This window comes from Alkalispirochaeta americana (assembly GCF_900156105.1).
GTDB classification, from domain to species: Bacteria; Spirochaetota; Spirochaetia; order DSM-27196; family Alkalispirochaetaceae; genus Alkalispirochaeta; species Alkalispirochaeta americana.
The window spans coordinates 57,266-82,740 of the sequence record NZ_FTMS01000017.1 but is presented as its reverse complement, the minus strand read 5'-3'; the positions used below and the strand labels follow the sequence as shown (position 1 = coordinate 82,740).

The window sequence follows — 25,475 nt, the reverse complement described above, 5'->3', positions numbered from 1 at the left end:
CTGACTAGAAGGGGATCTGCCCGATCAGGGCCAGGATGAACCGGAGAAGGAACCGGCCCCCCACGAGAACTGCCAGAAGGACTCCGCAATAGATCAGCAGGGAATCGCGGTAGTTGGTGAAGCGGCCCCGGAGAAAGGGCCTCACCACGACCTGCAGGACCGGGTTCAGGATCTGTTCGATCACAATCCAGAAACGGCCGCCTCCTGTATCAAGGCCTGCCAGGATGCCTGCCAGGCGGATCAGCCCCAGAATGAGAAAGATCGTAAAAAAGAAGGAGACTACCGACCAGACCGAGGAGACGATGACCAGGAGCAGAAAACTCATGGTAACCGTTCCGGTGTGGGCTACTTCGGTCAGGATATTCTGGGCGAACCCCAGGGCCAGAATACCAACCACGGGAGAGAAATCCATCATGCCGAGCCGCACCGGTGTGTTCCGGCGGAACCAGTCCAGGTAGGGGTCGGTTATGGAGGTCAGGAAGAGGTAGGCTCGTCCGTAGTGAACTCCGCGAAACCAGGTCATGATGATGCGAATGAAGATCACCATCATATACAGGGACAACAGACTGCTTGCCACACGGGCGATGGGCTGTATCATGCTTTCCATACCTCTCTTACCAGGGGGTGTTGTGCCAGTTGGTCCAGAACATCTTTGCGCGAGGATACGCGCAACTGGGTGTTTACCCGGACCACCGATTCCGATTCAGGGGGGCCCAGATGGAGCAGGATCTCGGAGTTTCCTCCCAGGTCCTGCAGATCGCCCCGCAGATTATACAACGCTTCTTCGGTGAGATTCTCCGGAAGAAGCCGAAGATGCACCGTTGAGGCATCACGCTCTTCCAGGTCCTCCAGGGGGATCAACGATTCCAGAACGAGCTGGACCGAATCCTTGCGCCGCTCCAGGCTGCCCCGGCATCCCACAACCCGGCGGGGTGCCAGTTCATCGGCCATCTCGGCGTAGACATCGGGGAAGACCACCACCTCAACCTCGCCATTGTAGTCTTCCAGGACGCCCATGGCCATACGGGATCCCTTGCGGGTCACTACAACGCGCAGTTCCCGGAGAAATCCCGTGATCTGAAGCTTCTCCCCCAGGGTAGCCGATTTGAGCCTTCCCAGGTGTACCCCCGTGGTTTCTTTCCACCGTTCCCGGTAGTCATCCAGGGGGTGCCCCGAGAAGTAAAATCCCAGAAGCTCCCGTTCGTATTCCAGGCGTTCTGCTGCGCTCCAGGGGGGCTGTTCCTCGATCAGCAGACGGTCTTCGCCGGTCTCGCCGGTGTCGTCGAAGAGGGAAACCTGTCCGGCCAGGCGGTTTTCCCGGGTGTGGGAGGCGGCTTCCAGGAAGGTATCGAGGTTATGGAGCAGGGTGGGGCGGTTGTGGCCCAAATCATCGAAGGCACCGGCTTTTATCAGGGTTTCGATTACCTTCCGGTTTACCGTGCGGGTATCGATGCGCTCCAGAAAATCCAGGAAACTCTGAAAGGCTCCCCCCTCGGCGCGGGCGGCCAGGATGGCATCAACGGCGCCGGAGCCCACGTTCTTTATACCCACCAGACCGAAGACTACCTGGTCCTGGAGAACGCCGAAGTATTTCTCGCTGGTGTTGACGTCGGGTGGGCGGACCACGATCCCCAGAGTTCGGGCCTCCTGGAGGTAATCGGCGAACTTGTCGGTGTCGTTGATCTCGTTGGTCAGGTTGGCCGCGAGAAACTCCACAGGGAAGTTTGCCTTCAGGTAGGCTGTCTGGTAGGCCAGAAGGGAGTAGGCCGCTGCGTGGGACTTGTTGAAGCCGTAGCCGGCGAAGGGTTTCAGAAGTTCAAAGATGAGTGATCCCTGCTCGCGGGTGTAGCCCTTTTCCTGGGCGCCCTGGAGAAATTCCTTCTCCATAAGAGCCATTTCGGACTCTTTTTTCTTTCCCATGGCGCGTCGGAGGATGTCGGCTTTTCCCAGGCTGAAACCGCCTACAAGCTGGGCGATCTCCATGACCTGCTCCTGATACACGATAACCCCGTAGGTCTCCTTGAGGACTTTCTCCAGGATCGGCAGGGGATAGGAGATGGGGGTTCGACCGTTTTTGGAATCCACAAACTGATCGATGTACTGCATGGGGCCCGGCCGATAGAGGGCGTTCAGGGCAATCAGGTCCTCGATCCGGTTTGGCCGGGCCCGGCGCAGGATGTCCTGCATTCCCGAGCTTTCAAACTGGAAGACCGCTTTGCTGAGGCCCTTTCCCAGGAGGGCAAAGGTTGCCTGGTCGTCTTCGGGGATCGTCTCCACGGAGAAGTCGGGGTGGCGCAACCTGGCCAGGGCCTCGGTGTTCTTGATCAGGGTGAGGGTCTTGAGGCCCAGGAAGTCCATCTTTACCAGGCCGCACTCTTCCAGCTGATCCATGGTGAATTGCGTGGAGATCGAGCCTGTCCGGGGGTCCCGGTAGAGAGGGACGTACTCCACCAGATCTTTTTCGCCGATCACGATTCCTGCTGCGTGGGTGGAGGCGTGGCGGTGCAACCCCTCGAGACGTCTGCTGGTGTCGAGTAGTTCGGCGTAGACGGGGCCGCGTTCCGGTAGCGCTGCCAGTTCAGGTTCCTGGTCCAGGGCCTTTGCCAGGGTCATTTTCAGATCCTGGGGAACCAGTTTTGCTATTCCGTCGGCTTCGTCGTAGGGGAGGCCCAGGACGCGGGCCACATCGCGGATTACCGATTTGGTTTTCAGTGTCCCGAAGGTGATGATTTGGCCCACTTTTTCGCGGCCGTACTTGCGGGTAACGTAGTCAATCACCTCGCCACGCCGCTCGAAGCAGAAGTCGATATCGAAGTCGGGCATGGAGACCCGTTCGGGGTTGAGGAATCGCTCAAAGAGCAGGTTGTACTTCAGGGGGTCCACGTCGGTGATCCGCAGGGCGTAGGCCACGATGGAGCCTGCTCCTGAACCTCGGCCGGGGCCCACGGGAATAGCGTTGTTTCGGGCATAGGCGATGAAGTCCCAGACAATGAGGAAATAACCCGTGAAGCCCATGGAGATGATCGTTTCCAGCTCGTAGTCGGCTCGCTGGCGGATTTCGTCGGTTATGGCGGGGTAGCGCTGGTGGACTCCCTCCCAGGTGATGTGTCGCAGGTAATCATCGCGGGAGGAGAACTCCGGGGGAATGTCATAGGAGGGGAACCGCGGTCCCGGAAGCTCTATCTCCAGGTTGCACCGTTCGGCGATCGCCAGGGTGTTGGTGATTGCCTGGGGGTAGTCCCGGAAGAGCTCACTCATTTCAGGGGCCGATTTCAGATAGAACTCCTGGGTGGAGAAGCTGAAACGGTTTGTTTCGGCCTTTTTCCGGTTGCTGCCGATGCACAGGAGGATGTCCTGGGCGTTGGCATCCTCTCTGGTGAGGTAATGGGTGTCGTTGGCCGCCACCAGGGGGAGGTCGAGCTTTTCCGAAAGCTGCGCCAGCATCCGGGTGAGGACCTTCTGTTCCGGTATCTTGTTGTCTGTGAGCTCCAGATAGACGTTTTCTTTCCCGTAGATGGTGCAGTACCACTCCAGGAGCTTCTCTGCCTCATCGGGGCGGTTGCCCAGGAGAAGGCGCGGGATTTCGCCGCCCAGAGAGCCCGTGAGGGCGATCAGCCCCGCGCTGTGGCGTTCCATCACCTCGTGATCGATCCGGGGCCGATAGTAGAACCCTTCCAGGTAGCCGATGGACGAGAGGTGACGCAGGTTGCTGTAGCCTTCCTGGTCCCGGGCCAGCAGGACGATGCGGCCGTTCCGGTTTGCCCCGTCCAGGCCGGTCTTGCGGTGTCGCGAGCTGGGGGCGACATAGAAATCGCACCCGATAAGGGGTTTTATTCCGGCTCTGCGGCATTCCTGGTAAAACGAGAGCGCTCCAAAGAGATTGCCGTCATCGGTGATGGCCAGGGCCTGCATATCCAGCGCCCTGGCCTGGGCCACCATGCCGGGAATGCTCGATGCACCCTTGAGGAGCGAAAAGTCGGAGTGGTTGTGGAGATGTACAAAGCCTGACACGAAGCCATGATAGACCGAAGGTGTGCTTTCGCTCAACCGATCTGTGTCTTCCTGGGTGTGCCGGGGCCGTGGAATCACCCCAGGCGCCGGAGGAACTGCTTCAGGGTGCTGATGGCACGCCAGCGTCCCAGGTCGTCCATCTCCCGGATGTAGGAGGCCTGTTCCCTGAGAGCGCTCAGAAGGATGCGCTGGTCCCGTTCGGTCAGGGGAAGCTGGCGTCCCACCAGTTCTGCCTCGGCCTCGCGGAGCCGGATCAGGTGGGTTCCCCGGATCAGCAGGCCACAGTGGAGTCCTGCAAGGCCGTTTTTGTCTACCCTGGCCGTGGCAGCCACGGTCATGGAGGGTGAGGTCAGGGGATAGGCGTTGCCGAACTGGTGGAGCATCCAGTGGGTACGGTGTTTCAGGGGAATGCGTATTCGTGTGAGTATTTCGCCGGGGATCCGGTGCATCGCATTGATTGCGCTCCACCGGGAGGAGCCGGCACGACGAAGTTCCACCCGGGCGTCCAGCAGTTGCAGGACCAGGGAGACGGGCAGGATTCCCTCGGGAAGCGAGATGGCCCCTCCCAGGGTTGCCATGTTGCGCACCGGAGGGGGGCCCTGCCGATCCAGAGTTGTCATGAGCAATTCCGGAAGATAGCGGTGGCCTGCCTCGCGCAGGCGGGCTACGGGAACGGCTGCTCCGATATCGACGCGGAGATCGCTCCGAACCACACGTTTCAGCTCCGGCAGGGCCTGGAGCGAGAGAAGCGACGAGGCGCTGAGTCCCTTGTCCATCCACCAGGTTGCTCCTGCCCAGATGGGAAGGTTTGGTTCCCGCCGGAGAATCTGCAGGGCCTCGCTCAGGGAGGTGGGGACATGGACTCCCGGCAGGGCCGGAGGGGTTGTTCTTCCTGTCCGGCCACTCATGAGGTGGCCCCCGTTCTTGATCCCGCTCCTGATCCGGCTCCCGGTCTTCGATCGGATCGTTTTCTGCCGTGGAGCCGGCCAGCCAGCCGGACGGCCCGTTCAAACTCGTCTCTCCCGGCGCAGCGGGTTACCAGGTACCTGCTGTAGGACTGGATGTCCAGATCCGAGGGGGTCCCTTTTTCAGAGATAATCTGGTAGGCCAGCATGACCAGCCCGGGCAGGGCATCCTCGCAGCGGGATATTCCGACTTTATCGAAGGCTCTCAAAATGTCCCGGAAAAGCGGTTTTCCGGAAATGCCCTCCAGGGTGGTCACGTCGGCGTGGTGGAGGCGATAGGCCGGAAGAATGCAGGAGAGCACCGGGCGTTCCCCCAAAAGAACGGCGCACCGGAGGCAACTGCCGTTATGGCAGCGGCCCTCCTGATCCCCGGTCTCCGATATGAGGGACCAGGCGGAATCGGTGGGGGCGCACTCCAGAGTCTTTTTCTTGCCGTTCAGGGTAAAGGTTATCTCCATGGTCTTACTCCTCCTCCTGGAGCATGCGCAGAACTTCCCGGGGACGAGCGGGGATACCGTCAAGATAGAGGCCGCTGGCCTGGGACAGGGCGCTCACCAGGGCCGCCGGGACGGTGAGAAAGGGGAGTTCTCCTACCCCCACAGAGCTGTCCCGTTTCCCGCCGGGCACAAAGATCACTTTTATTCGGGGAGGCGCGCCAAGAAAACCCGGCGTGTACTGGCGTTGCACCTCGGGGTCGCCCAGGATTTCTGCCTCCTTGTTGGTCTGCCGGGCGCCCCGGTCCAGAGGTTCTTTCAGGGCCCAGCTCAGGGCCTGGTAGATCCCGCGGCGAAGCTCTGCCTCGGCAGACTGGCGGTCCAGGATCGTTCCTGCATAAACGGCCATGGTGACGGAACGAACATCGATCTCCATTGTAGCCGGGATAAGGGTGGCCTCGACGGCGGCGGCCCCCAGGGACCGCAGGGCATCTCCGGGGTAACGTTTTGACCGGGAAGATTTGATGGATCGGCGCACCAGAATGGGGAGCGGTTCCCGAAAGCGCTGCTTCTGCACCGCTTCGCAGGCTGACAGAAGGGTTCGGGGGATAACCGATACTCCCCGGGAGAAGATTCTGGGTCCGGAGTTGTCCTGCTGCTCGTCGTAGCGGGTTTCCAGGGTTACCTGTTCCAGGGGAATTTGCAACTCCCGGGCTACAATGGCCCTCCAGGCTTGTCGCAGGCGGGGTGTGGGGGTAGGTACGGAGCAGAAGATCCGGGCAGACCCGTCCTGTTCCAGCTGTAGCGCCACCGATCCCCGTTCGCGTCCCGAGGTCATGCCGCTGATCTGTTCGCCGAAGGCGCAGCCGATTCCTTTCAGGGAGGCGCTGTTCCGGGGGAGCTGCATCCGTCGCTTCCGTACCAGTTCGTGGGCGGCGTAGCGCCGGTGGAAATCGGCGTTCTCTGCCACCGTATCGGCCAGATTATGCAAAAGAGGCCATTCGGGACGGAACAGTTTTTTTCTCCAGAGGATCGGGTCCTCTTCGGCGATTCCCGCCAGGCGATTGTAGTGTATTTCCCGGGCAAAACTGACCTGGGCTGTGCCGACTCCTTCGAAGGCTCCCAGAGGAGGATAGGCAGTACGAATCGCCCGGGCGCTCACATGGGGGGACGGGCCGGCGTACAGCGCCTGAGCAGCCAGATGGAGGCGACTCAGGGTTTCTTCTTTCAAAGTGGGGTAGGCACCGCAATCGAGTTGTATGTCGATCTCGTTCCGGAGGATTTCTCCTGTGCTGTTCACGCGGGTGAGGTAACGCACCGTGGAAGGGCTTCTGCCTCCTGTGAGGGCGATCTGATCGTTGCGCAAGGCCAGGCGCAGGGGAGCTTGTGCCAGGCGGTGGGCCTGCGCGGCCAGGCAGGCCAGGAGACTGGGGAAAAAGAGCGCTCCGTCGCGGCCTCCTTCCACGGGGACAACGTCCAGACTGATCCGGGCCAGGGGAATTCTCAGAGCCTGGGCCAGGGATTGTCTCACGTGGTCAGGCCATTGCGTGGGAATTCGCAGATGAAGCTGGTCCTTTTTGGTGCGGACCTCGGCCCAGAGAGGCGCATCCAGACGGTGTTGCTGCTCTCCTGTTTCGTAGAGGCCCTGCACCAGGTGGGTGTCCCGCAGCGTCTCTTCGTCAGGATCAACAGAGGATGATCTCAAAGCATCGCCGCTGCTCCAGATCATGCGGCTCTCGGTGGAGAGAGACCGGTCCTGTTCCTGGCTGATCGCCCCGGCAGCGCGGTCTGCTTCTTTCCAGGAAGGGCCGATAACAATCGCGATGATCTGGCCCGGGTGAACCGCTGCTGGTGGGAGAAGGGGGACCGCTTCGAAGGGCGGGGGCAGAAATTCCCGGGGAGAAAGGTTTTCGGGGGAGCTGGCGCTGCTTTCCAGAATGAGGCACTCCGGGTAATCCAGCGAGAACTCCTCGGGGGCAACGATCCGGTTTCCTGCCCGGTTTGCGATGATGGGCCGGGCGCACAGGTAATGGCGCAGGGTTTTCACAGGAGTATCTCCTCCAGGACGGAACAGACCTGGCACTGTTCCTCTTCGGTTATTCCCGGATACAGGGGCAGGCTGAGAATTCTTCCTGCCACTGCATCGGTGCAGGGCAGCCCGAAGGCGGGTTCTTTTGCCACTCCCTGTCCTGGGGGAGAGAGCGCCGCCGCTTTCCAGAAAGGCATATGATGGAGCGGTATATAGTGGACCGAGGAGCCTATCCGTGCCCGGGCAAGGTCGCTGATGAGGGCGTCCCGATCACGGCCCGGGGCAAGGTGCACCACAAAGAGGTGCCAGGCGTGGCCGGGAGCATCGGGTGGCATCGTGAGAGCCCCGGCCCCGGCCAGGGGTTCAAGCATGGAGCGGTAGCGGGCCGCTGCGGCAGAGCGGGCCTGGTGAAGCTCGTCAGCCCGGCCAAGCTGAACCCTCCCAATCGCGGCTGCTGTGTCGGGCATATTGTACTTGAAGCCTGGCGCCACCACCTGGTAGTACCAGTTGCCCCGACTGCTCCGGTAACGATCCCAGGAGGGGCGGTCGATTCCGTGGGTTCGCATGGTGCGCATCCGTTCTGCCCGGTCCTCGTTGTCGGTGCAGATCATCCCTCCTTCGCCGGTGGTGATCGTCTTGTTGGCGTAGAAGGAAAAGACCCCTGCGTCTCCCAGGGTTCCTGCGTAGCCCCGGGGTGTTTCCGAAGGAAAGGCGTGAGCTGAGTCCTCTATCAGGGCAGCTCCGTGGTGTCGGGCCACATCGCGCAGGGCGGTCATGTCACAGACAGCACCGGCCAGGTGGACGGGGATGATAGCGCTAACCCGGTGGCCCTGGCGCCGGAGGGAGTCGGCCAGGCGATCCACCTGCCGGGGATCCAGAAGAAGCGTCTCGGGGTCGATGTCGGCAAAGGCTATGGACGCTCCCAGATAGTGGGCCGCTTCGGCCGTGGCGGTAAAGGTGAGGCTGGGAACGATCACCACCGTACCGGCACAAACCCCCCAGGCCTCCAGGGCCAGGTGGAGCCCCGCCGTGGCGCTGTTTACTGCCAGGGCCTGGGCCGAGCCCACCCGGAGGGCAAATTCTTTCTCAAAGGCCAGAGCTTCCGCCCCCGTTGTGAGCCAGCCGCTTTGCAGGACCCGCGTAACTGCATCGATCTCTTCCTGGCCGATCGAGGGTTTTGAAAAGGGAACTTCCCGCACCGGTCTCTCTCCTTCTTGATCTCCTGATCTCCTGATCAGTACTGGGGCTCGTGAGGGGCTTGCTGCAGATCGGGAAAGATCTCCCTGAGGATCCTGCGCAGTCTCCAGCGGTTACGATACTCGGAAGGGCGGGTTTGGTCAAAGAAGCAGACCGGTTCCAGCATCTCCAGGAGTTCCTGCAGGTCCGGTACCAGGGAGATTCGCCCTTCAATCCGGTGTATTCGTTCCAGGGGCTCCCCCCGGGGAATCTCGTGGGGGGCAAAAAGTGATTCCGTGAGTTTTTCTCCCGGCCTCAGGCCGATCTCCCGGATAGGAATGTCCCGGTCCGGTTCGTAGCCATAAAAGCGGATGAGCTGTTCTGCCAGATCACGGATATTTATGGGATCTCCCATATCCAGCACATGAAGGGCCCCCGGCGTGCCGACTCCCCCCGTTTTGAGCACCAGCGAGACCGCCTCGGGGATGGTCATGAAGAACCGGGTCGCCCGGGGGTCGGTGATCGTCACGGGGCCTCCCGTCTCGATCTGCCGTCGGAAGAGGGGCAGGATACTTCCCCGGGAGGCAAGGACGTTGCCGAAGCGCACCACCAGAGATGAGCAAGGCCCCGTCCCGGAGAGCATGATCTCCTCGGCCAGGCTCTTGCTTGCCCCGTATACGCAGGTGGGATCCACGGCTTTGTCCGTGGAAATCAGGACCACCCGGCTTACCCCGTTCTGTTGGGCCGCCTCCAGGAGGTTTCGGGTGCCGAAGACGTTGTTTTGAATGGAGGCGACGGGATTTTCCTCCATCAGAGGAACGTGTTTGTAGGCTGCCGCATGAAAGATCACATCGGCCTTCAGACGGCCGAGGAGAAAGTGCATGTACTTTCGGTCGGTGAGCTCGCCGATAATGGGAACGATCGTGGCGCTCTCTCCTACCCCCTCGCTCTGAAGCAGCCGCAGCTCTGCATCGATCTCGTAGATGCTGTTCTCGCCGTGTCCCAGGAGATAAAGCCGCTCGGCGCCCCCGAAGAGAAGCTGCCTCGCCAGTTCGCTGCCGATGCTTCCCCCGGCTCCGGTGATCAGAACACGCCGTCCCCGCAAATAGGAGAGGGCTTCGCGCAGATTGATGTTCACCGGAGTCCGCCCCAGCAGATCCTGGGGGTCGATCTCTCGAGTCTGGATCACGTGAGCCTCGTCGCCCACGATCTGCGAGGCCGTAGGGAGTATCCTGATACGGAGAAAACGGGCCTCCCGGAGCGTCTGGTAGAGCCCTCGCAGGGTCTCCCTCGACGCGCTGGGGATTGCGATCAAGGCCTCGTCGGCGGGGGTCTTTTCCAGGAGAGGAGCCGCCTGGGCGATCGGGCCCAGTACAGGAATCCCGGCAATCGAGGTCCCGATTTTTTTCGGGTCGTCGTCAAGAAAGGCCACAACGCGGCCAAAGATCTCTTTCTGGGAAATTTCGCGGGCTATTTGCTGACCGGCAAAGCCGGCTCCGATCACGCAGATCCTGGTGGTGCTCATGAGGGCTCCCGGACAGAAGATTTCGCAGGTTCGCAGGGAGGATCGGGGGCTTTTTCCAGGGCCCGAAATCCCAGATCAATGAGAAAAGCCGTGTCGTAGAGGTCCAGTTGCACCTTCGCTCTGCCTTTTCGCTTGTCCACTTTGACAATCCGGCCTTCAAGGCCCTGGAGAGGCCCGGCCTTCACGACAATCCGGTTGTTTGTATCGAAGGTGACCGTGGATTCTTTCAGGACATCCCCGAAGGAGAGCAGATGCTGCACCAGCCGGAGTTCTTTTGCTTCCAGGGGAATCAGGGCGTGATTTTCCGGCAAAAACCGGATAAACCCCGAGGATCTTCGCAGGAGATGATACAATTCGGGAGTTACCTCCGGAGTCTCGAGAAAAAGATAGCCGGGAAAGATCGGCTGGATTGTGGTAACTCTCTTTCCCTTTCGGCGTATAGTGAGGGTTCGCCGGGGCCACCGGAGCCGACAGGCCGGGATTCCCGGGGCTCCCGAAATGCGGTGTATCTGCTTTTCGACTCTTTGCATGAAGAGTTGCTCTTCCCCGGTGAGTACCTGGATGGCATAATATAATTCAGACGTCACGGTGCCTGAGAAAATAGCACGGCCCCGGGCAATTCGCAACTGGAGAGGCTCCTCTCTAAAGACCTTCCCGCACCTGCCGATGATTCCTTACAGAGGTGATACGGAGATGAGTATGCGACGGATTTTCTTTCTCTCGATAACTGCGGCTATTCTGGTGGCTGCGTTGCCTGTGGCTGCCCAAAGCGGCCGGGGTGGCCTGGCGGTGGTCGGCAGATACGGAGAGTTTCCGCCGGAGGGACTCTTTGCGGGATCCAATGCCCATCCTCTCAACTCCATGGTTGATGTCACCAGCGAGGTAACGGGAGAATCGGTGCGAGTGGTGGTGGTTTCCCGCGTGGATGAGCCCGGGGTCTTCATGCTCCTCTCCGATGATGCTGCTCGTGCTCTGGGTCTCCGTCGCGGTGAGAGTGTTTCTGTCTCGGCCCGGCAGGTACGGCTGCCCGGATTGACTGCGGTGGACCCGAATCAGGATCTCCCCTTTCACCCCGATCCCGATATCAATCCTGCGGCAGAGTTGGGAGACCCCAACAGAGATGTTCGAGGCGATCTGGTCCGACGGGTCGAGCCCGAAGCGGAGGTCCGTCCTGCAGATCCCGCTCCCTCACTTCCCGACGAGCAACCCCTGGCTGAGGCACTTCCCCGGGCGGAGGAGACTGTTGCCCCGCAGGTAGAGCTTCCTCCCCGGGAGGTCGCCCAGGTCGAGGGTGAGGCGCTCCCGGGTCCCGACGTCTACGGTGTGTTGCCCGATATCTCTCTTCCTCCTCGGGAGGACGAGGAGGTCCTGCCAGTTCCGTTGCTTGATCCACCGCTGATTCCCGATCGTCCCCTCGGGCGAGCTCCTCTCGGGGTGGTCTTGACGCTCCCTGAAGCGCCCGAAGAGGCGGTCGTCAGGGATGCTCCCGCTACTCGAGCCGAAGTTGTCGATTCCCTGGTGGGGGAGGATCCCTTGACGGCACGAATTCTTGAAGTTGACCGGGCTCTGCGGGGTGAAGCACCGCTCCTGGTGGCGCTTCCCGCCGTGGAACCGAAGCCGACCGTGGAACCGAAGCAGGCCATGGAACCGAAGCAGGCCATGGATCGGGAACCCCCTGTCGAAAAGGACGAGGCTGATCATCTGGTGCCGCCCCCCGGAACGCACCCCCCCGAGGTGGCCATCGAACTTCCTCTGGCTGATGTGCCCCGAGAAGGAGAACCCGAGATCACGCCCGAGATAGCGATAGCGCCCGGGGAACCCGAGGAGCTTGAGGCTGCCCCCCCCGAGGTCGAACCCGAGATAGCGATGGAACCCGAGGCCGAACCCGAGGAACCGGAACTGCCCGAACTGGTCCAGCCCTCGGCCGATGAGGTGACTCCCTATTCTCCCGACGTGGTGATAACCCTGGAACCGGCCGAGTTTCGAAGCCCCGACTACGTACCGGATTCGGAAGATCCCGAGGAAGATCCCGAGATGAAACCGGCCGTGGCCGCACCCTCGCCTCTCCCGGAGGCAGAGGCTGTGCCCGAACCAGAAGTTACCCCCGAAGAAGGGGCCCCCTCTTTGGCCGTCCCTGGGGAGTTGCCTCTGGTAGATAGCCTTCAGAGCGGTGCCCACTACGTGCAGGTTGCTGCCATGGGAGAGCACGAGAGTGCCCTCCGGGCGGTGAGGATCCTGCAAAACGGTGGAGAGGACCTTCCTCTGGCGGTCACCTTTCAAGACGGGAGCCCCCGTCCTGGAATATTCCGGGTCTTTGTAGGCCCCCTCTCGGCGGACGAGCGGGGAACGGTGTTGCACCAGGTTCGCAATCAGGGATTTCGGGACGCCTTTTTGCGCACCACCCCGGACAACCGGCCCGGTGAGGATGTGAGAGGGTGAGAGATCCCCGGCCCTTTCAGGCCGGGGATGCGAACGGTCTGGCTGGCAGTATCTAGAAAAGCGCGGTGATTTGCCGTCGGTACTTCTCGGCGATCACGTTCCGGCGCATCTTCATGGTCTGGGTGAGTTCTCCCCCCACTTCAAAGGGTCGGGGCAGGAGATGAATGCGGAAAACCTGCTCAAAACTTTTGAAGCCGGTTTTGCTGTTCACCCGTTCCTTCACCTGCTGGCTCAGGTGCGAGTGGATCGCCTCGTTTTCCAGCAGTTCTTCCCGCTCTACGTAGTCGATCTCCAGCTCCTGGGCCAGCTTTTGCAGCAACTCCTCGTTTGGAACGATGAGCGCTCCCAGAAACTTCTGGTCTTGCCCTACCACCATCACCTGATCGATGTAGTCAGACTGGAGAATCGCCTCTTCTATCGGCTGGGGCTCCACGTTCTCGCCCCCCAGGAGGACGATCGTTTCTTTGGAGCGCCCCACGATCCTGAAATCGCCGGTATGGGTAAAAACCACCAGATCCCCCGTTTTTAGCCACCCCTCCTGGAGAACTTCAGCGGTGAGTTCAGGTTTCTTGTAATAGCCCAGCATAACCTGGGGGCTCTTCACGTGAAGCTCGCCTTTCTCGCCGGGGCCAACTTCCCGGCCCTTCTCGTCGATCACCCGGTACTCGATGTCGGGAAGAAGGGGGCCCACCGTTCCGGGGATGGGGTTTTTCTGGAGGCGAACCGAAAGGACCGGCCCTGTTTCGGTGAGACCGTAGCCCTCAAGGACGGTGATGCCCACGGCCCGGAAGAACTGGTCCACATGGGGGGGGAGGGCTCCTCCGCCGGCGACGCCCGCAACAAAGCGCCCACCCAGACGCTGGCGTATCTTGCGAAAAACCAGAAGATCTCCCAGAAACCAGAAAGGGGTGAGTATCACCAGGGGGACCATCGCGACCAGGGCATCGATAATCCGTGAGCGCCGCTGAAACTGGGGTATCCGTCCCCGTACAGCATTATATGCTCCGGAATGCATCTCGCTCACCCCCAGGAAAAAATAGAACATCGCTTGCCGCAGAGGGCTCTGGGTGCTCACGTTTCGCAGCACCGCCGAGCGGATGCCCTCCCAGATTCGTGGCACCGAGGTGATCCAGGCCGGCCGGAGGCGAGCCATATCGGCCAGCATGACCTTCCCGATCGGTTTTGAATAGGCCAGGCTGGTCCCGTAGTTCAGGCAGATATACTCGATCGCCCGCTCGAAGGAGTGCCAGATAGGCAGGACGGTCATGAAAATATCGTGAGGCTTCAGGAAAAGGATATCCACGATCCGGTCCATCTGAAAGAGGAAAGACCGGTGGGTGAGCATGACCCCCTTGGGCTCTCCCGTGGTTCCCGATGTATACAGAAGTGTTGCCACATCGTCGGAATCTCCGGCATCGACCTCTTCTTCGATCTCCCGGCGACCCTCCTGGCCGGCGGCGTTCCCCCGGTCCAGAACCTCCTGCCAGGGTATCAGCTCTATTCCCTGAGGTGCCGGGCGATCCCGGGGCGTCTGGTAATCATCAAAGAGGATGATCTTTTCCAGCAGGGGGAGATTACCCTGGCGGGAGAGAATCTTTTCACACTGCGCCGGGTCTTCGGCGATCACTATCTTGCAGTCGGCGTGGTGCAGGATATAGCCAACCTCATCGGCGGTGGAATCGGATCCCCGGGGGACATCGGCTGCTCCCAGGGCCAGGATAGCCAGGTCGGTAAAGAGCCACTCCCGTCGGTTGTGGCTGATGATTCCCACGTGATCTCCCCGGGAAACCCCTAAATCGCGGAACCCCCAGGCCAGGGCCGTGACCAGCTGCCACATCTCGCCGAAGGAGGTTGCCTGGAAGACGTTGCTCTCGTCCTTGCTCCAGCTGAAGGGGCGCTGGGCGTGCTGTTGTGCCCGTTCTCGCAGGCGCTTCGGAATTGTTTCTCTGGGTTTCATGAGGCTGGTGCATCTCCCACCAGGCACATCCACTCTGCCTCGCAGGCAACCTCGCTATCCACGGTAGCCACCCCTGATTGCCGGAGCATTCGCGGGCTGATCCGCTGGTTGGTAACGGTCATGCGCACCGTCTCGCCGGGTCGTACCTGGCGACGAAACTTGACACCCTGAATCGATGCAAGGAAGAAAAGTTTCTCTCCCAGGACGCCCAGTTGCCGCACACCGGCCCCGCCGCATTGAGCCATGCTCTCCACCAGGACAACACCCGGCACCACGGGGTAGTCAGGAAAATGGCCGGCAAAAAAGGGGCGCTCCGGCCCAAAAGTGACCGTTCCAACGATCTCCTTCTCGGAGACCGTCTCCAGGTTGTCAACAAAGAGGAAAGGATCTCTATGTGGTATCAGATCAGTAATAGTCATGGTTGCTCCCTTCTCAGAATAGGTTCACCCATAGTATGCCACCTCTGGAATCAACGCACAATCGCAGGAAGAGGATTAAATGAACGTTCCTGTTCCGTCGATAAGGAAAGGGTGGAGGAACAGGTGAAGAGTTCTGCAGATCAGCCCATGATTCCGGCCCGGGCGGCCCGCCTGCTGGAGTGTCTCCAGCGTCAGACCTCGTTGCTGGATCAACTTACGGTCCACCAGAAGGCATTGCAGACGGAGGTTCTTCGTCGGGATTGGGATCGCCTGGAGGAACTCCTGGAAGAGCTTCATCCCCTGGGTGAGGCCCTTGCCGGGATCGAGAACGAACGGGATCAGGCCTTTCATGACCTGGCTCAGGCCGCAGAGACCGGGAGGTCTCTGGCAGCGATTCTGGCGAAACTTCCCCGGGAGATTCGGGCCGATGTGAGCGAGGCCTACCGGGCTCTGAAGGTGGCTGTTCTCCGTCTCCAGAGCAACACTGCCTCGATGGACACGTACCTGCGCTCCTCCATGGCGACAAACCGTGAGGTTTTGAGAGAACTCTTTCCCGAATGGGCTGCTCCTGGCTATTCCCGTACCGGTCAGGGGAATATGGGTGCCGAAACAGCGGGAACGGCCCTGATGGTGAATCACCACCAGTGAAGGGTACAGGGGGGAACTAATGCAGTCTACCTTTTCCGGGCTGGAGCTGGGCAAACGGGGCATCATGGCCCACCAGCGAGCGCTTCAGACCGTAGGTCACAACTTGACAAACGCCTCCACCGAGGGCTACAGCCGTCAACGTGTGGAGTTTACTCCGACGCATCCCCTCTATCGGCCCGGACTGAACCGTGCCGAGACTCCCGGCCAGATCGGCCAGGGTGTTGATATCGCCCGGGTTGAGCGGGTCCGCGACGAGTTGCTGGACCGAAGGATCATCACTGCCCTGGGGGACGAGTCCTACTGGACCACGCGGGAGCGCTACGTCCTGCAGCTTGAGCAGGTCTACAACGAACCGGGTGATTCCTCGGTGCGAAGTCTTATGGATCGCTTCTGGGATGGGTGGCAGGAACTTTCGCTCTATCCTGACCAGCGAGCCTCCCGCGAGGCGGTTCTTCAGCGGGGGGAAGCTCTGGTGGAGGGGGTTCGTCTCCGGTATCAGAACCTGGACAGAATCAGGACGATGGTGGAAGAGGAGATACGGGGCGGGGTGAAGCAGATTAATACCCTCATCTCGGATATTTCCGACCTGAACAAGGAAATCGTACGGGTCCGGGCCGCGGGAGACAGCCCCAATGATCTCCTGGACCGAAGAGATCTGCTGGTGGATCGTCTGAGCGAACACCTGGATATCACTGTGGACGAGAGAAACCCCGACGAGTTTAGCGTATACACCGCAGGATACCATATCGTCCAGGGGCGAATCGCCCGGCCCTTTGATCTGGAACCAAACAGGCAGAACAACGGCTATAGCGAGGTGGTTTGGGAGCACAGTGGCGAGGCGATCCGCTTCCGGGGCGGCTCCCTGGGGGCCCTTCAGGAACTGCGCGATCGGGATCTCCGGGAAGAAATCCAGGCGCTGGATACGCTGGTGGTCAACGTGGCTGACCTGGTGAACGAAATTCACCGCGAGGGCTACGGGGTAAACGGCCGGAGCGGTGTCGATTTTTTTGTGGAACACCCGGCTGTTCTGGATGCCCAGGGGAACATCGATATAAACCAGGACGGTGAGCTTGATCATAGTTATATCTTCCGTCTCAGCGGTGCCAACTCCCTGGACGGGAAAGCCCAAATTGGCCTGGCCGGTACCCTGCGTCTCTCGGCCTCTTCCGGGGCTGCCCCGGGGGGGATCATCGAAGTTCCCTATCGAGCCCGGGACACCGTGGAAGATGTGATCGCCCGAATCAATAATTCAGGCGCCGAGGTCACAGCCCGGCTCAACCGCACGGGGCAGCTCGAGTTGAAAGGAACTGTAGCAGCCGATCGGGACACCCCCGATTTTGTTCTGCGCCATCTTGAAGACAGCGGGCAGTTTCTGACGGGCTACTCGGGCCTTCTGAACGAGAGCGGCCCTGCCGGGGCCTTTGTCTGGAATCAAGCCGATGCCGTCCTGGGGCTCCGGGGTGAAAACTCCCTGGGGGCGAGCCCGTCCTATTCGGTGGCCCCCCTGCAGAACCCCTCGGGGTGGATTGCCGTTAACCCCGAAGTCCAGCGGGAGCCGCTGAGTGTCGCCAGCTCCTTCTCCGTGGCTGGAGAACCCGGTGAGATCGGCGATGGCCGGGCTGCCCTGGCGATCGCCCAAATTCGAAACACCCCCGTTGGCATTGGTCGGGAAGAGACGCTGGACGACTATTTTGCCGATTCCGTGGCCCGGGTGGGACTCAAGGGAGAACGGGCCGAGATTTCGCTGCGCACCAGCGAACGGATACGAAAGGACCTGACCGATCTGCGGCAATCCATCAGCGGGGTCAACCTGGACGAGGAACTGGCCCAGATGATCAAGTTCCAGCACGGCTACCAGGCGGCAGCACGGTTTATCACCACGGTGGATCGCATGCTCGATACCATCATTAACCGACTCGGATCGTAGGAGCAGAACCATGCAACGCATCAGCACGAATTTGCCGAATGACTCCATGCAGTTTTATCTGCGGGAACGCACCCGGGCAATGCAACAGCTCCAGAATCAGGTTGCCACGCAGTCGCGGATTACCAACTTGCGGGACGATCCCCTGGCGGCTGCCCACGCCACGCGGTATCGCTCCTATACGGTGCGCCTCGAGCGTTTCGGCGACAACATCGGCACCATCAAGGACAGGAACCAGATCGCCGAAGGCTATGTCCAGCGGTCGGTCGATCTCCTTCAGCGGGCGCGGGAACTGGCTGTCCAGGGTGCGCACGGCACGTATGCACCCGAGGACCTCCGGCACATGGGGAACGAGATAAACGAGATTCTTCAGGAGATGGTGGAGCTGGGAAACGCCCGGGGTTCCGACGGCACCACGATCTTTTCGGGGGACCGCACAAAGCAGCAGCCCTTCCAGGTTCTCACGGGCATGGTCACTGGCGACAACCAGCGGATGATCACCGAGGTTCATTACCAGGGAACGATCACGGCCCAGTCGGCCGAAGTCAGCGAAAATGTCTTTGTGGAAGCCAACTTGCCGGGAAACCGCGTCTTTTGGGCCGAGTCGCAGCAGATTCAGTCCCGCCAGGATGCCCGGCAGTACCAGGTTGATCAGGATGGAACCTTTTCCGTGAACGGCGTGGATATTACCCTCCGCGAAGGCGACACGGCCTTTTCGGTGATCCAGAAGATCAACGATGCCGGAGCGGGGGTGCGGGCGCGCCTGGATCCTGTTCATTCAAGCCTGGTAATCGAGGGGACCAGTCCCCGGCAAATCTGGCTCCAGGATGGACCGGGATCGCAGGTCCTGCAGGATCTGGGACTCATCGCGTCCGGCGAGGACCGGCCTCCCGGAAATATCGCTCCCTCGGCGAGGGTCTCGGGAGGGTCAGTCTTTGATTCCCTCATAGCTCTTCGGGATCAGATGATGAGCGGCGATCAGGAAGCTATCGGCTCCCGGGGGCTTCGCGCTGTGGATAGCTCCCTGGATTCAATGTTCGGCACGCTGGGGAAAATTGGTGCAGTCAACGCTCGTCTCGAGGGGAGCTACAAGCGCAACGATATGGAAATCCTCGACGTGAAAGGCCAGGATTCCCGCCTCACCGACGTGGATTTTGCCGAGGCAATTACCGATTTGAAGATGCTGGAGATGACCCATCGCGCTGCCCTGGGGGTTTCTGCCCGGGTCATCCAGCCCACGCTGCTTGATTTTCTCCGGTAGACGATTCTGCTGGTGAGCGAGGTTCGATAACGATGACGGATGTAACGATCGAGAGCAAACCCTACGGGACGGTCACGGTTCAGGAGAAACAGCTGATTCATTTTCCGGCCGGTCTCTTTGGTTTCGAGCGGTTTCGGCGGTATGCCCTGCTGGATGCCGTGCACAAGCCCTTCCTCTGGCTCCAAAGCCTGGAGGATCGGGAGCTGGCTTTTATTCTGGTGAACCCCTACCTGGTGGAGTCCCGGTACGAACTTGATATAGACCCCGAGGATCTTGCCGAAATCGGAAAGCCCGATTTTGACGACCTCCTGGTTTTTGCGATCGTCACCATTGCACGAGAGGGAGACGACCGGCGGGCGACCTGCAATCTCCAGGGGCCGCTCATCGTGAATCGCCGCGACAGGCTGGGTCGGCAGGCGATCTCCCTGGACTCGCGCTGGGGGCTTCAGCACTCTCTCCTGGGAAAGGGGTAGGCCGTGCTTATTCTTGCGCGAAAGACCAAAGAGCGAATCATGATCGGCTCCGATATCGAGATATCGGTGGTGGAGATTCGCGGTGATCAGGTCAAGCTGGGGATTGTCGCCCCCGAGTCGGTAAAGGTCTATCGCCGGGAAGTTTTCGAAGCGATCCAGGCTGAAAACGAGGCGGCTGCCCGCTCGGCCCCGGACGATCTCTCGGGGCTCTCCGATTTGATCTCCCCCTAGTCCGTTGGCCTCTTCCGGGGATCAGCCGGGACTCACCCCGAAAAGCGGGGATAGTTCTTGGCCTCTCCCACATCACCTGCACGGAGATAGGCCGGGCCGGCGTAGGGATCGTCGACCTGATTCTGCCGGAGCCGTGCTGCACCGCACCTCACCAGGCCGGGCAGGGCCGAGGATGCCCGGGGATGACGAGCAGGCAGTTGTCGCTCAAGGATCTCCCGGGGCATGTGGGGCGAGAGAACCTCCGGGTCTAGGGCTCCCGTGAGCTTCCATCGCCGAGGATTCCGAGCGGTTATGGCCCGGGCCAGCTCCCGGGGCGGGAGATCGCTGTTTTCCAGGAATCGTCCGGGCAGTTCCTGATCTGCCGCATCCTGCTGAAAGAGCGCTCCGTAGAGCCGGGCCTTGCGGGCGTCTATCACCGGCACCAGGAGTCCCTGGAAGGCCGGATCTGCTGCTGTTTCGGTTGCTGCCAGGGCTTCCAGGGAATCAACCGAGACGACCGGCGCTCCGCAGGCCAGGGCCAGCCCCTTGGCGGCGGCCATGCCAACCCGCAATCCGGTGAAGCTTCCCGGCCCTGCCGCCACCACCAGTGCTTCCAGAGAGGATGGAGACCAACCTACCTCACGGAGGAGCTCCTCCAGGGCAGGGGTCAGGTTCTCGATGTGGCGGAACTCCGGCGGAAGCTCCCGGATCTGCACAATCTCGTGCCCCCGGGCGGCAGCGATGGCCAAAATGGAGCTTCCCGTATCAAGAGCGATCGTTCGCATGGCCTATTCTATCGTGATTGTTCTGATTTGGTCATGGGGGTGCGGGGCCTGTGAAGCAATGGTGATGGTGACACGCACAGCCGCTTCCTCCAGTAGCCGGGGTGCCCGTTCAGGCCACTCCACCAGAGTTGCCGCCCCCTCCATGGCCTCCTCCAGCCCGAGCAAGTCGAACTCATCCTCCCCCGAGAGGCGGTAGAGATCGATGTGCAGGAGAGGAAGACGTCCCTGATATTCGTGGACCAGGGAGAAGGTCGGGCTTGGCATGGGCTCCTCCACCCCCAGGGCTCTTCCCAGAGCCCGGGCAAAAACGCTTTTGCCTGCCCCCAGGTCTCCCTGAAGGGTGATGATCATCCCGGGCCGGATGCGTTCCGCCAGGTTCCGGGCGGTGAGGGCTGTCTCTTCCTCGGAACGGCTGGTGTGTGTTTCGGCTATCCTCAGGGGAGCCCTCCGGCGCGATCCAGGTCAACCAGGTGCTGCTTCAGAAGGCGCACCGCAGGGATCAGGGGGTAGTCGGTATTTCCCAGAAAGGTTACCGATACCTGTTGTGACCCAAAGGGGGAGAGCTCCAGGGCAAACTCTACCGGACAGGGTGATGATTCGGCCTCCCCGATTGCGATGGTCACACGGGCGCGGTACATCCGCCGGTAGTCAATAGCCAGGGGAATCCGTTCGATGTTGTCTATCTCTTTTACTTTCATGCCCTTCCTAACGTTATCGGGTGCTATCTATGTGGTGTGCTACCGCCGAGGAGATGGCCGAGAAACGAGGCAACATCTCGTACTCCAGGAGATCTCCCACCAGTATATAATCGGCGTTCTGGAAGGCCTTTTCCAGCTCTACCAGAAAATTTTGGATCGTTCCCAGGAACTCTTCCAGGGGTTCCCCCTCGATCTGTTCCTCCTGCAGGGAAGGGTGTGATTCCACGATGCGGGGAATCAGCCGCAACAGGCGGCTGGCAATCTCGGTGAAGCGGACGATCGTCTCCAGAGCCTGTTTTTCTTCTCCCGTCTGGAGCTGTCCGGGAATATCCTCAAAGAGGGGTAACAAGGCGTCGAGCACCACCAGGGTGCGGCCCATCTCGTGTTCCGGATCGATAAGTTCCCGCTGACGATTCTCGAAGAGGCTCGCCATCTCGTCGGCCCGCGAGGCCGCGCGCTGGCGGGTTTCCTTGTCGGGAAGTTCCCGGGGAATGCCGCCCAGAGGTTCCTCCAGGAGTCCCGCCAGATCGGGGGTGATGCGGGCTATCCCCTCCACGACGAAGGGCAGCTCCTCCAGGACGGCCTGGAGCTGATCATCGGAGCCTTCCACCAGGACGCGCCGCAGGAGGGTGGTGTAGGAGGTGAGGGTTTCCAGCTTGCCGATTTGTTCTTCGTAGCGGTTGGAGGCGGTGATTTCCACCTTCTCCACGGAGGTTGCCGGTTTTTCCCGCCAGGCGGCGTTGGAATCATCCCAGGAGGCGCCGTCAACCAGGAGGCTCTCCATGGTGTGGTTGTTGGCTGCGAGCCATTGCGTTAGCTGGTCCACCACGGACCCGAGGGTTTCCTCCTCTTCCAGATGGAACTCCAGGGGCATCTCGTTTATGAAGATCTTCACGGTATCGGCTCTCCTTATGGTGTTGGCGCCTTTGCTATTGTTGCGGCTCCACGATTGCTCCGGCTGCGGGTGAATTGGACTGTAGTCCCGGTGCCTTATCAGTTACCCTGGCCTCTGCCAATACCGGGTAGATTATCCAGAGATCGCGACTGTTCTTCAAGCTGTTCCAGGGCTCCTTCCATGCGGCCGAACTCCCGGCGCAGGCGCTGCTCCGTATCTTCCAGGCGGCTGTTGTAGCGGTCTATCCGCGATTCGGCCTGGGAAATTCGTGTATCAAGGCTGCTCGAGCGTCCGGCAACCACTCCTCCTATGCGTACATAGGGGGTTACAAACTGTTCCAGCGAGACCGCCACGCCCGTGTCGGCCGAAAGATCACCCGAGGTATCCCGGCCGAAGAGCCGTCCCACGGCGGTGTAGTTGCGCTCCAGAGCCTGATCCAGAGTTGCTTCGTTTATTTCCAGATAGCCCCGCATGCGGGATGTGTCTATTCCTCCCCGGCCCGAGGCGTTCGAGGAGATGCCGATCTCCGCCAGAAGGCGCAGGGCATCGTCGGCTCCGCCGTAGGCGTCCATCATGATCGTCTGGAGACGTGTTCTCAGCTGGTTGAGAGCGCTGTCTCCCTGGAAGAGGCCCAGTCGCTTCTGCATCTGTTCCTGTTCGTCGGGGGTAAAGTAGTCGATCTGGTCGATGATCGAGGGATCGCTGCGGGTATAGATGTTAATATCGCGGATGACTTGATTGTAGTATCCGACAAAGTTGATGATCGAATCCTTTGCAGACTCCCTGTCGGGGCTGACGGTGATCTCCACCGGTTGCGGCGAGGGGCGGCGAAGCGAGAGGGTGACCCCCGGGATAAGATCGTCGATCTCGTTGGAGGGCCGGGTGATCTCTACACCGCTATAGAGGATACGGGCATCCCGGGCTGTCTCGATCGCGTTTGCCGCAACTGCTCCGTCGCGGAGGTTTGGATCGTAGATCCGGATGTTTTTGATCTCCAGGGCTCGATGGGTGTTCTGGTTTGCAAAGCGGAACTCCTGTGCCGCGGCAGGAAGGCGCTCGGCGGGAATCGTGACAGTTTGGTACTGCTGGCCCTCCGGGAGGGGCGGCAGATCCCGCTCGTCGCCGTCGCCGATAATTGTCAGGGCCTGGTTGTTCTTCACCTCCCGGGGCGGCTCGGGAGGTTCCGGCCGGGGCAGGGGAATGCGGTCAGACTCGTTGCGAAGGGTAATTCCCCCCAGGGTTACGCCCCCGGGAGGGGGAAACTCGGCGCCCGGCGGGGTTGGGGGAGGGGTCCATTCTTCCCGGGGCAGTTCTTCCGTGCGGGCCTCGTACTGAAGAACCATTCCGGGTTCCAGGGTGAAGCGTTTTCCCAGGGATATCCTTTCCTCATGGCCCGGCTCCAGACGCAAGGGGTGTCCTTCCAGGAGAAATACCGATTCTTCGGACCGGGGTGGGGCAAAGAGTCCGATATCGTGGACCAGTTCTTCCGCTGCCTCGCCAAAGGAAAGGCGAGCCTCGGCTCCCTCTCCCTGTCCTTCAAAGACGAGGATGCGAGTTGACCGGGTTTCGGGAACAATGCTGACTCGTACGACATCGGAAACACGCCGGTTTACCTGATCGGCAAAATCATTCAGGGATCCCCCGCCGAAGCGGAAGGATCGGGTGGTATCGCCCAGAGAGAACTGATAGGTCCCGGGAGCGACACGGTAATTTCGGTCAATCGAGGCTGAGGCAAAGCGATCCCGACCTGCCGTCTGGAGGACTGTGATCTCTTCCCGGCCCTCCCGGGCCTGGCGGGAGGCCGAAACCGAGAGAACCGAGGGGTCGCTGGCTTCGCCCAGGCGGTTGCGAAAGGGGTTTTCAAAGCCGTACAGTCGGCGGGCTGCATCGCGCAGGTCCGAAAGGTTTCGTCCCAACTCCCGCCAGGTTTGCTGCTGGAGCTCGAAGGTTTCAACTTCGCGTTCCAGCCGCTCCACGGGCCGACGCTCCAGCTTCATGAGATCCTCAATCATCTTGGAGGTATCCATGCCTTGCCGATTTGAGATGCCTGGAATGGTTATGTTTGACACGTCCCCTCCCGTGCTCTGCCGAGCACCGAACTGTGCCGCCTGGGCCTGGACCGTCTTGTCAAAGGCAAAACCGTCCTGTCTAAAGGCTAGATCGTCTCGTCAAAGAGCAACCCGATCGCTTCCCGAATCCGGATGTGTACGCGCTGAAGTTCTGCCGGCGGCAACTCCCTGATTACTGTATCGGTGTTTCGATCAATCACCTTGACGATCATCTGCCCCAGATCTTCGTTGTAAGAAAAGTTCAGCTGTTTATTGAAGTTGCGCGTGACACGCCGTAACTCTGCTATGCTTTTCCGGATCTCCTCAGGCGAGGGATGCTGTTCCCGGAGTTCGGCGGCAACTTTTTTTGCTTTCTCCCGGGCCTCATCAAGGCTGATGCGGGGCTGGGAGTTTTGCGTTCCCTGGTGCTGGTGGAGCACCGGAGTGATTTCTAAAGCCATGGGTACCTCCATGTACAAAACAGCCCGTCAGGAGGGGGGAGCGCGCGACCCCCCCCTGTGGCCGGGTGAAAGGTGACGTCCAGATCCCTCTCACCAAAAATGAACGGATTACCCGAGCAGCTGCAGCACCGACTGGGACTGCGTGTTGGCCTGAGCCAGCATGGCAGTGTTGGACTGGGTCAGGATCTGGTTGCGCACGAAATCAACAACCCCGCTGGCCATATCCTGGTCACGGATCTGTGATTCCGAGGCCGCCAGGTTTTCTGCCGCAATGGCAACACCCTGCTGGGCCGTCTCAAACCGGTTCTGGTAGGCTCCCAAGTCTGCTCGCTGACTGGAAACCTGGCGAAGCGCCGCGTCGATCATACCGATTGCCTGGTTCGCTGCGTCGGGGGTGGAAATGCTGATGATTCCGTCTTCCCCCTGAACGTTCTCCAGCCCCAGGGCCTGAGCGGTCATGGTTCCAACAAAAACCCGCTCACTCTGGTCCATGTTAGCTCCGATGTGGAACTGCATGACACCACCGGTGGCGCTGTCCCGGGCGAAGGATCCCGTAAGGATATTCATCCCGTTGAACTGGGCATGCGATGCAATCCGGTTGATCTCGTCTACCAGCTGGGAAACCTCCACCTGAATCTGCATTCGATCCTCGGCGGTGTAGATCCCGTTGGCGGACTGTACCGAAAGTTCCCTGAGGCGCTGAAGAATATCCTGCGATGACTGAAGATAGCCTTCGGTAGTCTGAATGAACGACACCGCATTCTGGATATTCCGCTCTGCCTGGTTGAGCCCGCGAATCTGACTGCGGAGCTTTTCGCTCACCGCCAGCCCGCTGGCATCGTCCCCGGCCCGGTTGATCCGCTGTCCTGAGCTCAGTTGCTCTATGGAGCGGTTCATCTCGGTTCCGCGGGAACCCAAGGTCCTGCTTGCAAACGCTGCGCTCGCGTTGTGGTTAATAATCATGTGATCCTCCTTGATACAGGTTTGCCGGCATTCGTTGCCGGAACCTTCCCGGTGAAGGAGGTCGGAGAAGTCGAGATGCGCGCTTTCTCCGAACCGTTCGCCTCACACGTGGAAGGGGCCAGGTTGACTCATCCTTGAGCCAATCTGCCCCTTC

At 60.6% G+C, this 25,475-nt stretch carries 23 protein-coding genes; 6 read left to right on the top strand and 17 right to left on the bottom strand.

The annotated features are described in order from the left end of the window. Window positions 1–4: 4 nt before the first annotated feature. Genes BW950_RS12505 through loaP form a run of 8 tightly spaced genes read right to left on the bottom strand, consistent with a single transcriptional unit; the run spans window position 5 to window position 10,727 of the window. On the bottom strand, window positions 5–607 hold the full coding sequence (locus BW950_RS12505) for a YggT family protein (protein WP_083944000.1): 603 nt from the start codon (window positions 605–607) through the stop codon (window positions 5–7). After that, entirely contained in the window at window positions 595–4,047 is a 3,453-nt protein-coding gene (dnaE, locus tag BW950_RS12500) for a DNA polymerase III subunit alpha (protein WP_234969109.1), read from the bottom strand. Before dnaE ends, BW950_RS12505 begins: the two co-directional genes overlap by 13 nt. Before the next feature lie 38 nt (window positions 4,048–4,085). Then, window positions 4,086–4,919 carry an FAD binding domain-containing protein gene (locus BW950_RS12495; RefSeq protein WP_076489641.1) on the bottom strand — a complete coding sequence of 278 codons (834 nt, stop codon included), beginning with the start codon at window positions 4,917–4,919 and terminating at the stop codon, window positions 4,086–4,088. Beyond that, complete coding sequence (locus BW950_RS12490) at window positions 4,916–5,434, bottom strand: (2Fe-2S)-binding protein (RefSeq protein WP_076489640.1); 519 nt, start codon at window positions 5,432–5,434, stop codon at window positions 4,916–4,918. Before BW950_RS12490 ends, BW950_RS12495 begins: the two co-directional genes overlap by 4 nt. Before the next feature lie 4 nt (window positions 5,435–5,438). Next, window positions 5,439–7,457 carry a xanthine dehydrogenase family protein molybdopterin-binding subunit gene (locus BW950_RS12485; protein WP_076489639.1) on the bottom strand — a complete coding sequence of 673 codons (2,019 nt, stop codon included), beginning with the start codon at window positions 7,455–7,457 and terminating at the stop codon, window positions 5,439–5,441. Further along, complete coding sequence (locus tag BW950_RS12480) at window positions 7,454–8,638, bottom strand: DegT/DnrJ/EryC1/StrS family aminotransferase (RefSeq protein ID WP_076489638.1); 1,185 nt, start codon at window positions 8,636–8,638, stop codon at window positions 7,454–7,456. The genes BW950_RS12485 and BW950_RS12480 overlap by 4 nt, the downstream gene beginning before the upstream one ends. Window positions 8,639–8,673: 35 nt before the next feature. Further along, window positions 8,674–10,140, bottom strand: a complete 1,467-nt coding sequence (locus tag BW950_RS12475; protein WP_076489637.1) for a nucleoside-diphosphate sugar epimerase/dehydratase — start codon at window positions 10,138–10,140, stop codon at window positions 8,674–8,676. After that, window positions 10,137–10,727: an antiterminator LoaP gene (gene loaP, locus BW950_RS12470; protein ID WP_159438800.1), complete on the bottom strand. Its 591-nt coding sequence runs from the start codon at window positions 10,725–10,727 to the stop codon at window positions 10,137–10,139. Before loaP ends, BW950_RS12475 begins: the two co-directional genes overlap by 4 nt. A gap of 112 nt (window positions 10,728–10,839) precedes the next feature. Here loaP and BW950_RS12465 point away from each other — a divergent pair, with 112 nt between their 5' ends. After that, window positions 10,840–12,579 carry an SPOR domain-containing protein gene (locus tag BW950_RS12465; RefSeq protein WP_076489636.1) on the top strand — a complete coding sequence of 580 codons (1,740 nt, stop codon included), beginning with the start codon at window positions 10,840–10,842 and terminating at the stop codon, window positions 12,577–12,579. A 52-nt stretch (window positions 12,580–12,631) separates the two neighbouring features. On the opposite strand, the gene BW950_RS12460 is transcribed toward BW950_RS12465, so the two are convergent. Both BW950_RS12460 and fabZ read right to left on the bottom strand, forming a co-directional pair. Beyond that, the gene (locus tag BW950_RS12460) at window positions 12,632–14,536 is read right to left on the bottom strand and encodes an AMP-dependent synthetase/ligase (RefSeq protein ID WP_076489635.1); all 1,905 of its coding nucleotides are present in this window, start codon (window positions 14,534–14,536) and stop codon (window positions 12,632–12,634) included. Next, complete coding sequence (gene fabZ / locus BW950_RS12455) at window positions 14,533–14,955, bottom strand: 3-hydroxyacyl-ACP dehydratase FabZ (protein WP_076489634.1); 423 nt, start codon at window positions 14,953–14,955, stop codon at window positions 14,533–14,535. Before fabZ ends, BW950_RS12460 begins: the two co-directional genes overlap by 4 nt. 123 nt (window positions 14,956–15,078) lie before the next feature. Here fabZ and flgN point away from each other — a divergent pair, with 123 nt between their 5' ends. The 5 genes from flgN to csrA are packed head-to-tail and all read left to right on the top strand — an operon-like array spanning window position 15,079 to window position 19,492. Then, complete coding sequence (flgN, locus tag BW950_RS12450) at window positions 15,079–15,603, top strand: flagellar export chaperone FlgN (protein WP_159438799.1); 525 nt, start codon at window positions 15,079–15,081, stop codon at window positions 15,601–15,603. 19 nt (window positions 15,604–15,622) lie between these two features. Next, on the top strand, window positions 15,623–17,530 hold the full coding sequence (gene flgK / locus BW950_RS12445; RefSeq protein ID WP_076489632.1) for a flagellar hook-associated protein FlgK: 1,908 nt from the start codon (window positions 15,623–15,625) through the stop codon (window positions 17,528–17,530). Between the two features lie 10 nt (window positions 17,531–17,540). Then, on the top strand, window positions 17,541–18,788 hold the full coding sequence (locus BW950_RS12440) for a flagellar hook-associated protein 3 (RefSeq protein WP_076489631.1): 1,248 nt from the start codon (window positions 17,541–17,543) through the stop codon (window positions 18,786–18,788). A gap of 32 nt (window positions 18,789–18,820) precedes the next feature. Continuing rightward, window positions 18,821–19,261, top strand: coding sequence for a flagellar assembly protein FliW (locus BW950_RS12435; protein WP_076489630.1), 441 nt, complete (start codon window positions 18,821–18,823; stop codon window positions 19,259–19,261). A gap of 3 nt (window positions 19,262–19,264) precedes the next feature. Next, the gene (gene csrA, locus BW950_RS12430; protein WP_076489629.1) at window positions 19,265–19,492 is read left to right on the top strand and encodes a carbon storage regulator CsrA; all 228 of its coding nucleotides are present in this window, start codon (window positions 19,265–19,267) and stop codon (window positions 19,490–19,492) included. 32 nt (window positions 19,493–19,524) lie between these two features. Here csrA and tsaB read toward each other — a convergent pair whose 3' ends face one another. From tsaB to BW950_RS12395, 7 genes are all read right to left on the bottom strand, one after another. Next, window positions 19,525–20,256 (bottom strand): tRNA (adenosine(37)-N6)-threonylcarbamoyltransferase complex dimerization subunit type 1 TsaB, encoded by a 732-nt coding sequence (tsaB, locus tag BW950_RS12425; RefSeq protein ID WP_076489628.1) that lies wholly within the window; start codon window positions 20,254–20,256, stop codon window positions 19,525–19,527. Between the two features lie 3 nt (window positions 20,257–20,259). After that, a complete protein-coding gene (gene tsaE, locus BW950_RS12420) occupies window positions 20,260–20,688 on the bottom strand; it encodes a tRNA (adenosine(37)-N6)-threonylcarbamoyltransferase complex ATPase subunit type 1 TsaE (protein ID WP_076489627.1) in 429 nt (142 codons plus the stop codon). 2 nt (window positions 20,689–20,690) lie between these two features. After that, the gene (locus BW950_RS12415) at window positions 20,691–20,954 is read right to left on the bottom strand and encodes a hypothetical protein (protein WP_076489626.1); all 264 of its coding nucleotides are present in this window, start codon (window positions 20,952–20,954) and stop codon (window positions 20,691–20,693) included. Between the two features lie 13 nt (window positions 20,955–20,967). Then, on the bottom strand, window positions 20,968–21,849 hold the full coding sequence (locus BW950_RS12410) for a DUF8042 domain-containing protein (RefSeq protein ID WP_076489625.1): 882 nt from the start codon (window positions 21,847–21,849) through the stop codon (window positions 20,968–20,970). 98 nt (window positions 21,850–21,947) lie between these two features. Beyond that, a complete protein-coding gene (gene fliD / locus BW950_RS12405; RefSeq protein ID WP_076489624.1) occupies window positions 21,948–23,918 on the bottom strand; it encodes a flagellar filament capping protein FliD in 1,971 nt (656 codons plus the stop codon). 86 nt (window positions 23,919–24,004) lie between these two features. After that, entirely contained in the window at window positions 24,005–24,358 is a 354-nt protein-coding gene (locus tag BW950_RS12400; RefSeq protein WP_159438798.1) for a flagellar protein FlaG, read from the bottom strand. 108 nt (window positions 24,359–24,466) lie between these two features. After that, complete coding sequence (locus BW950_RS12395; protein ID WP_076489623.1) at window positions 24,467–25,321, bottom strand: flagellin N-terminal helical domain-containing protein; 855 nt, start codon at window positions 25,319–25,321, stop codon at window positions 24,467–24,469. Between the last annotated feature and the right edge of the window lie 154 nt (window positions 25,322–25,475).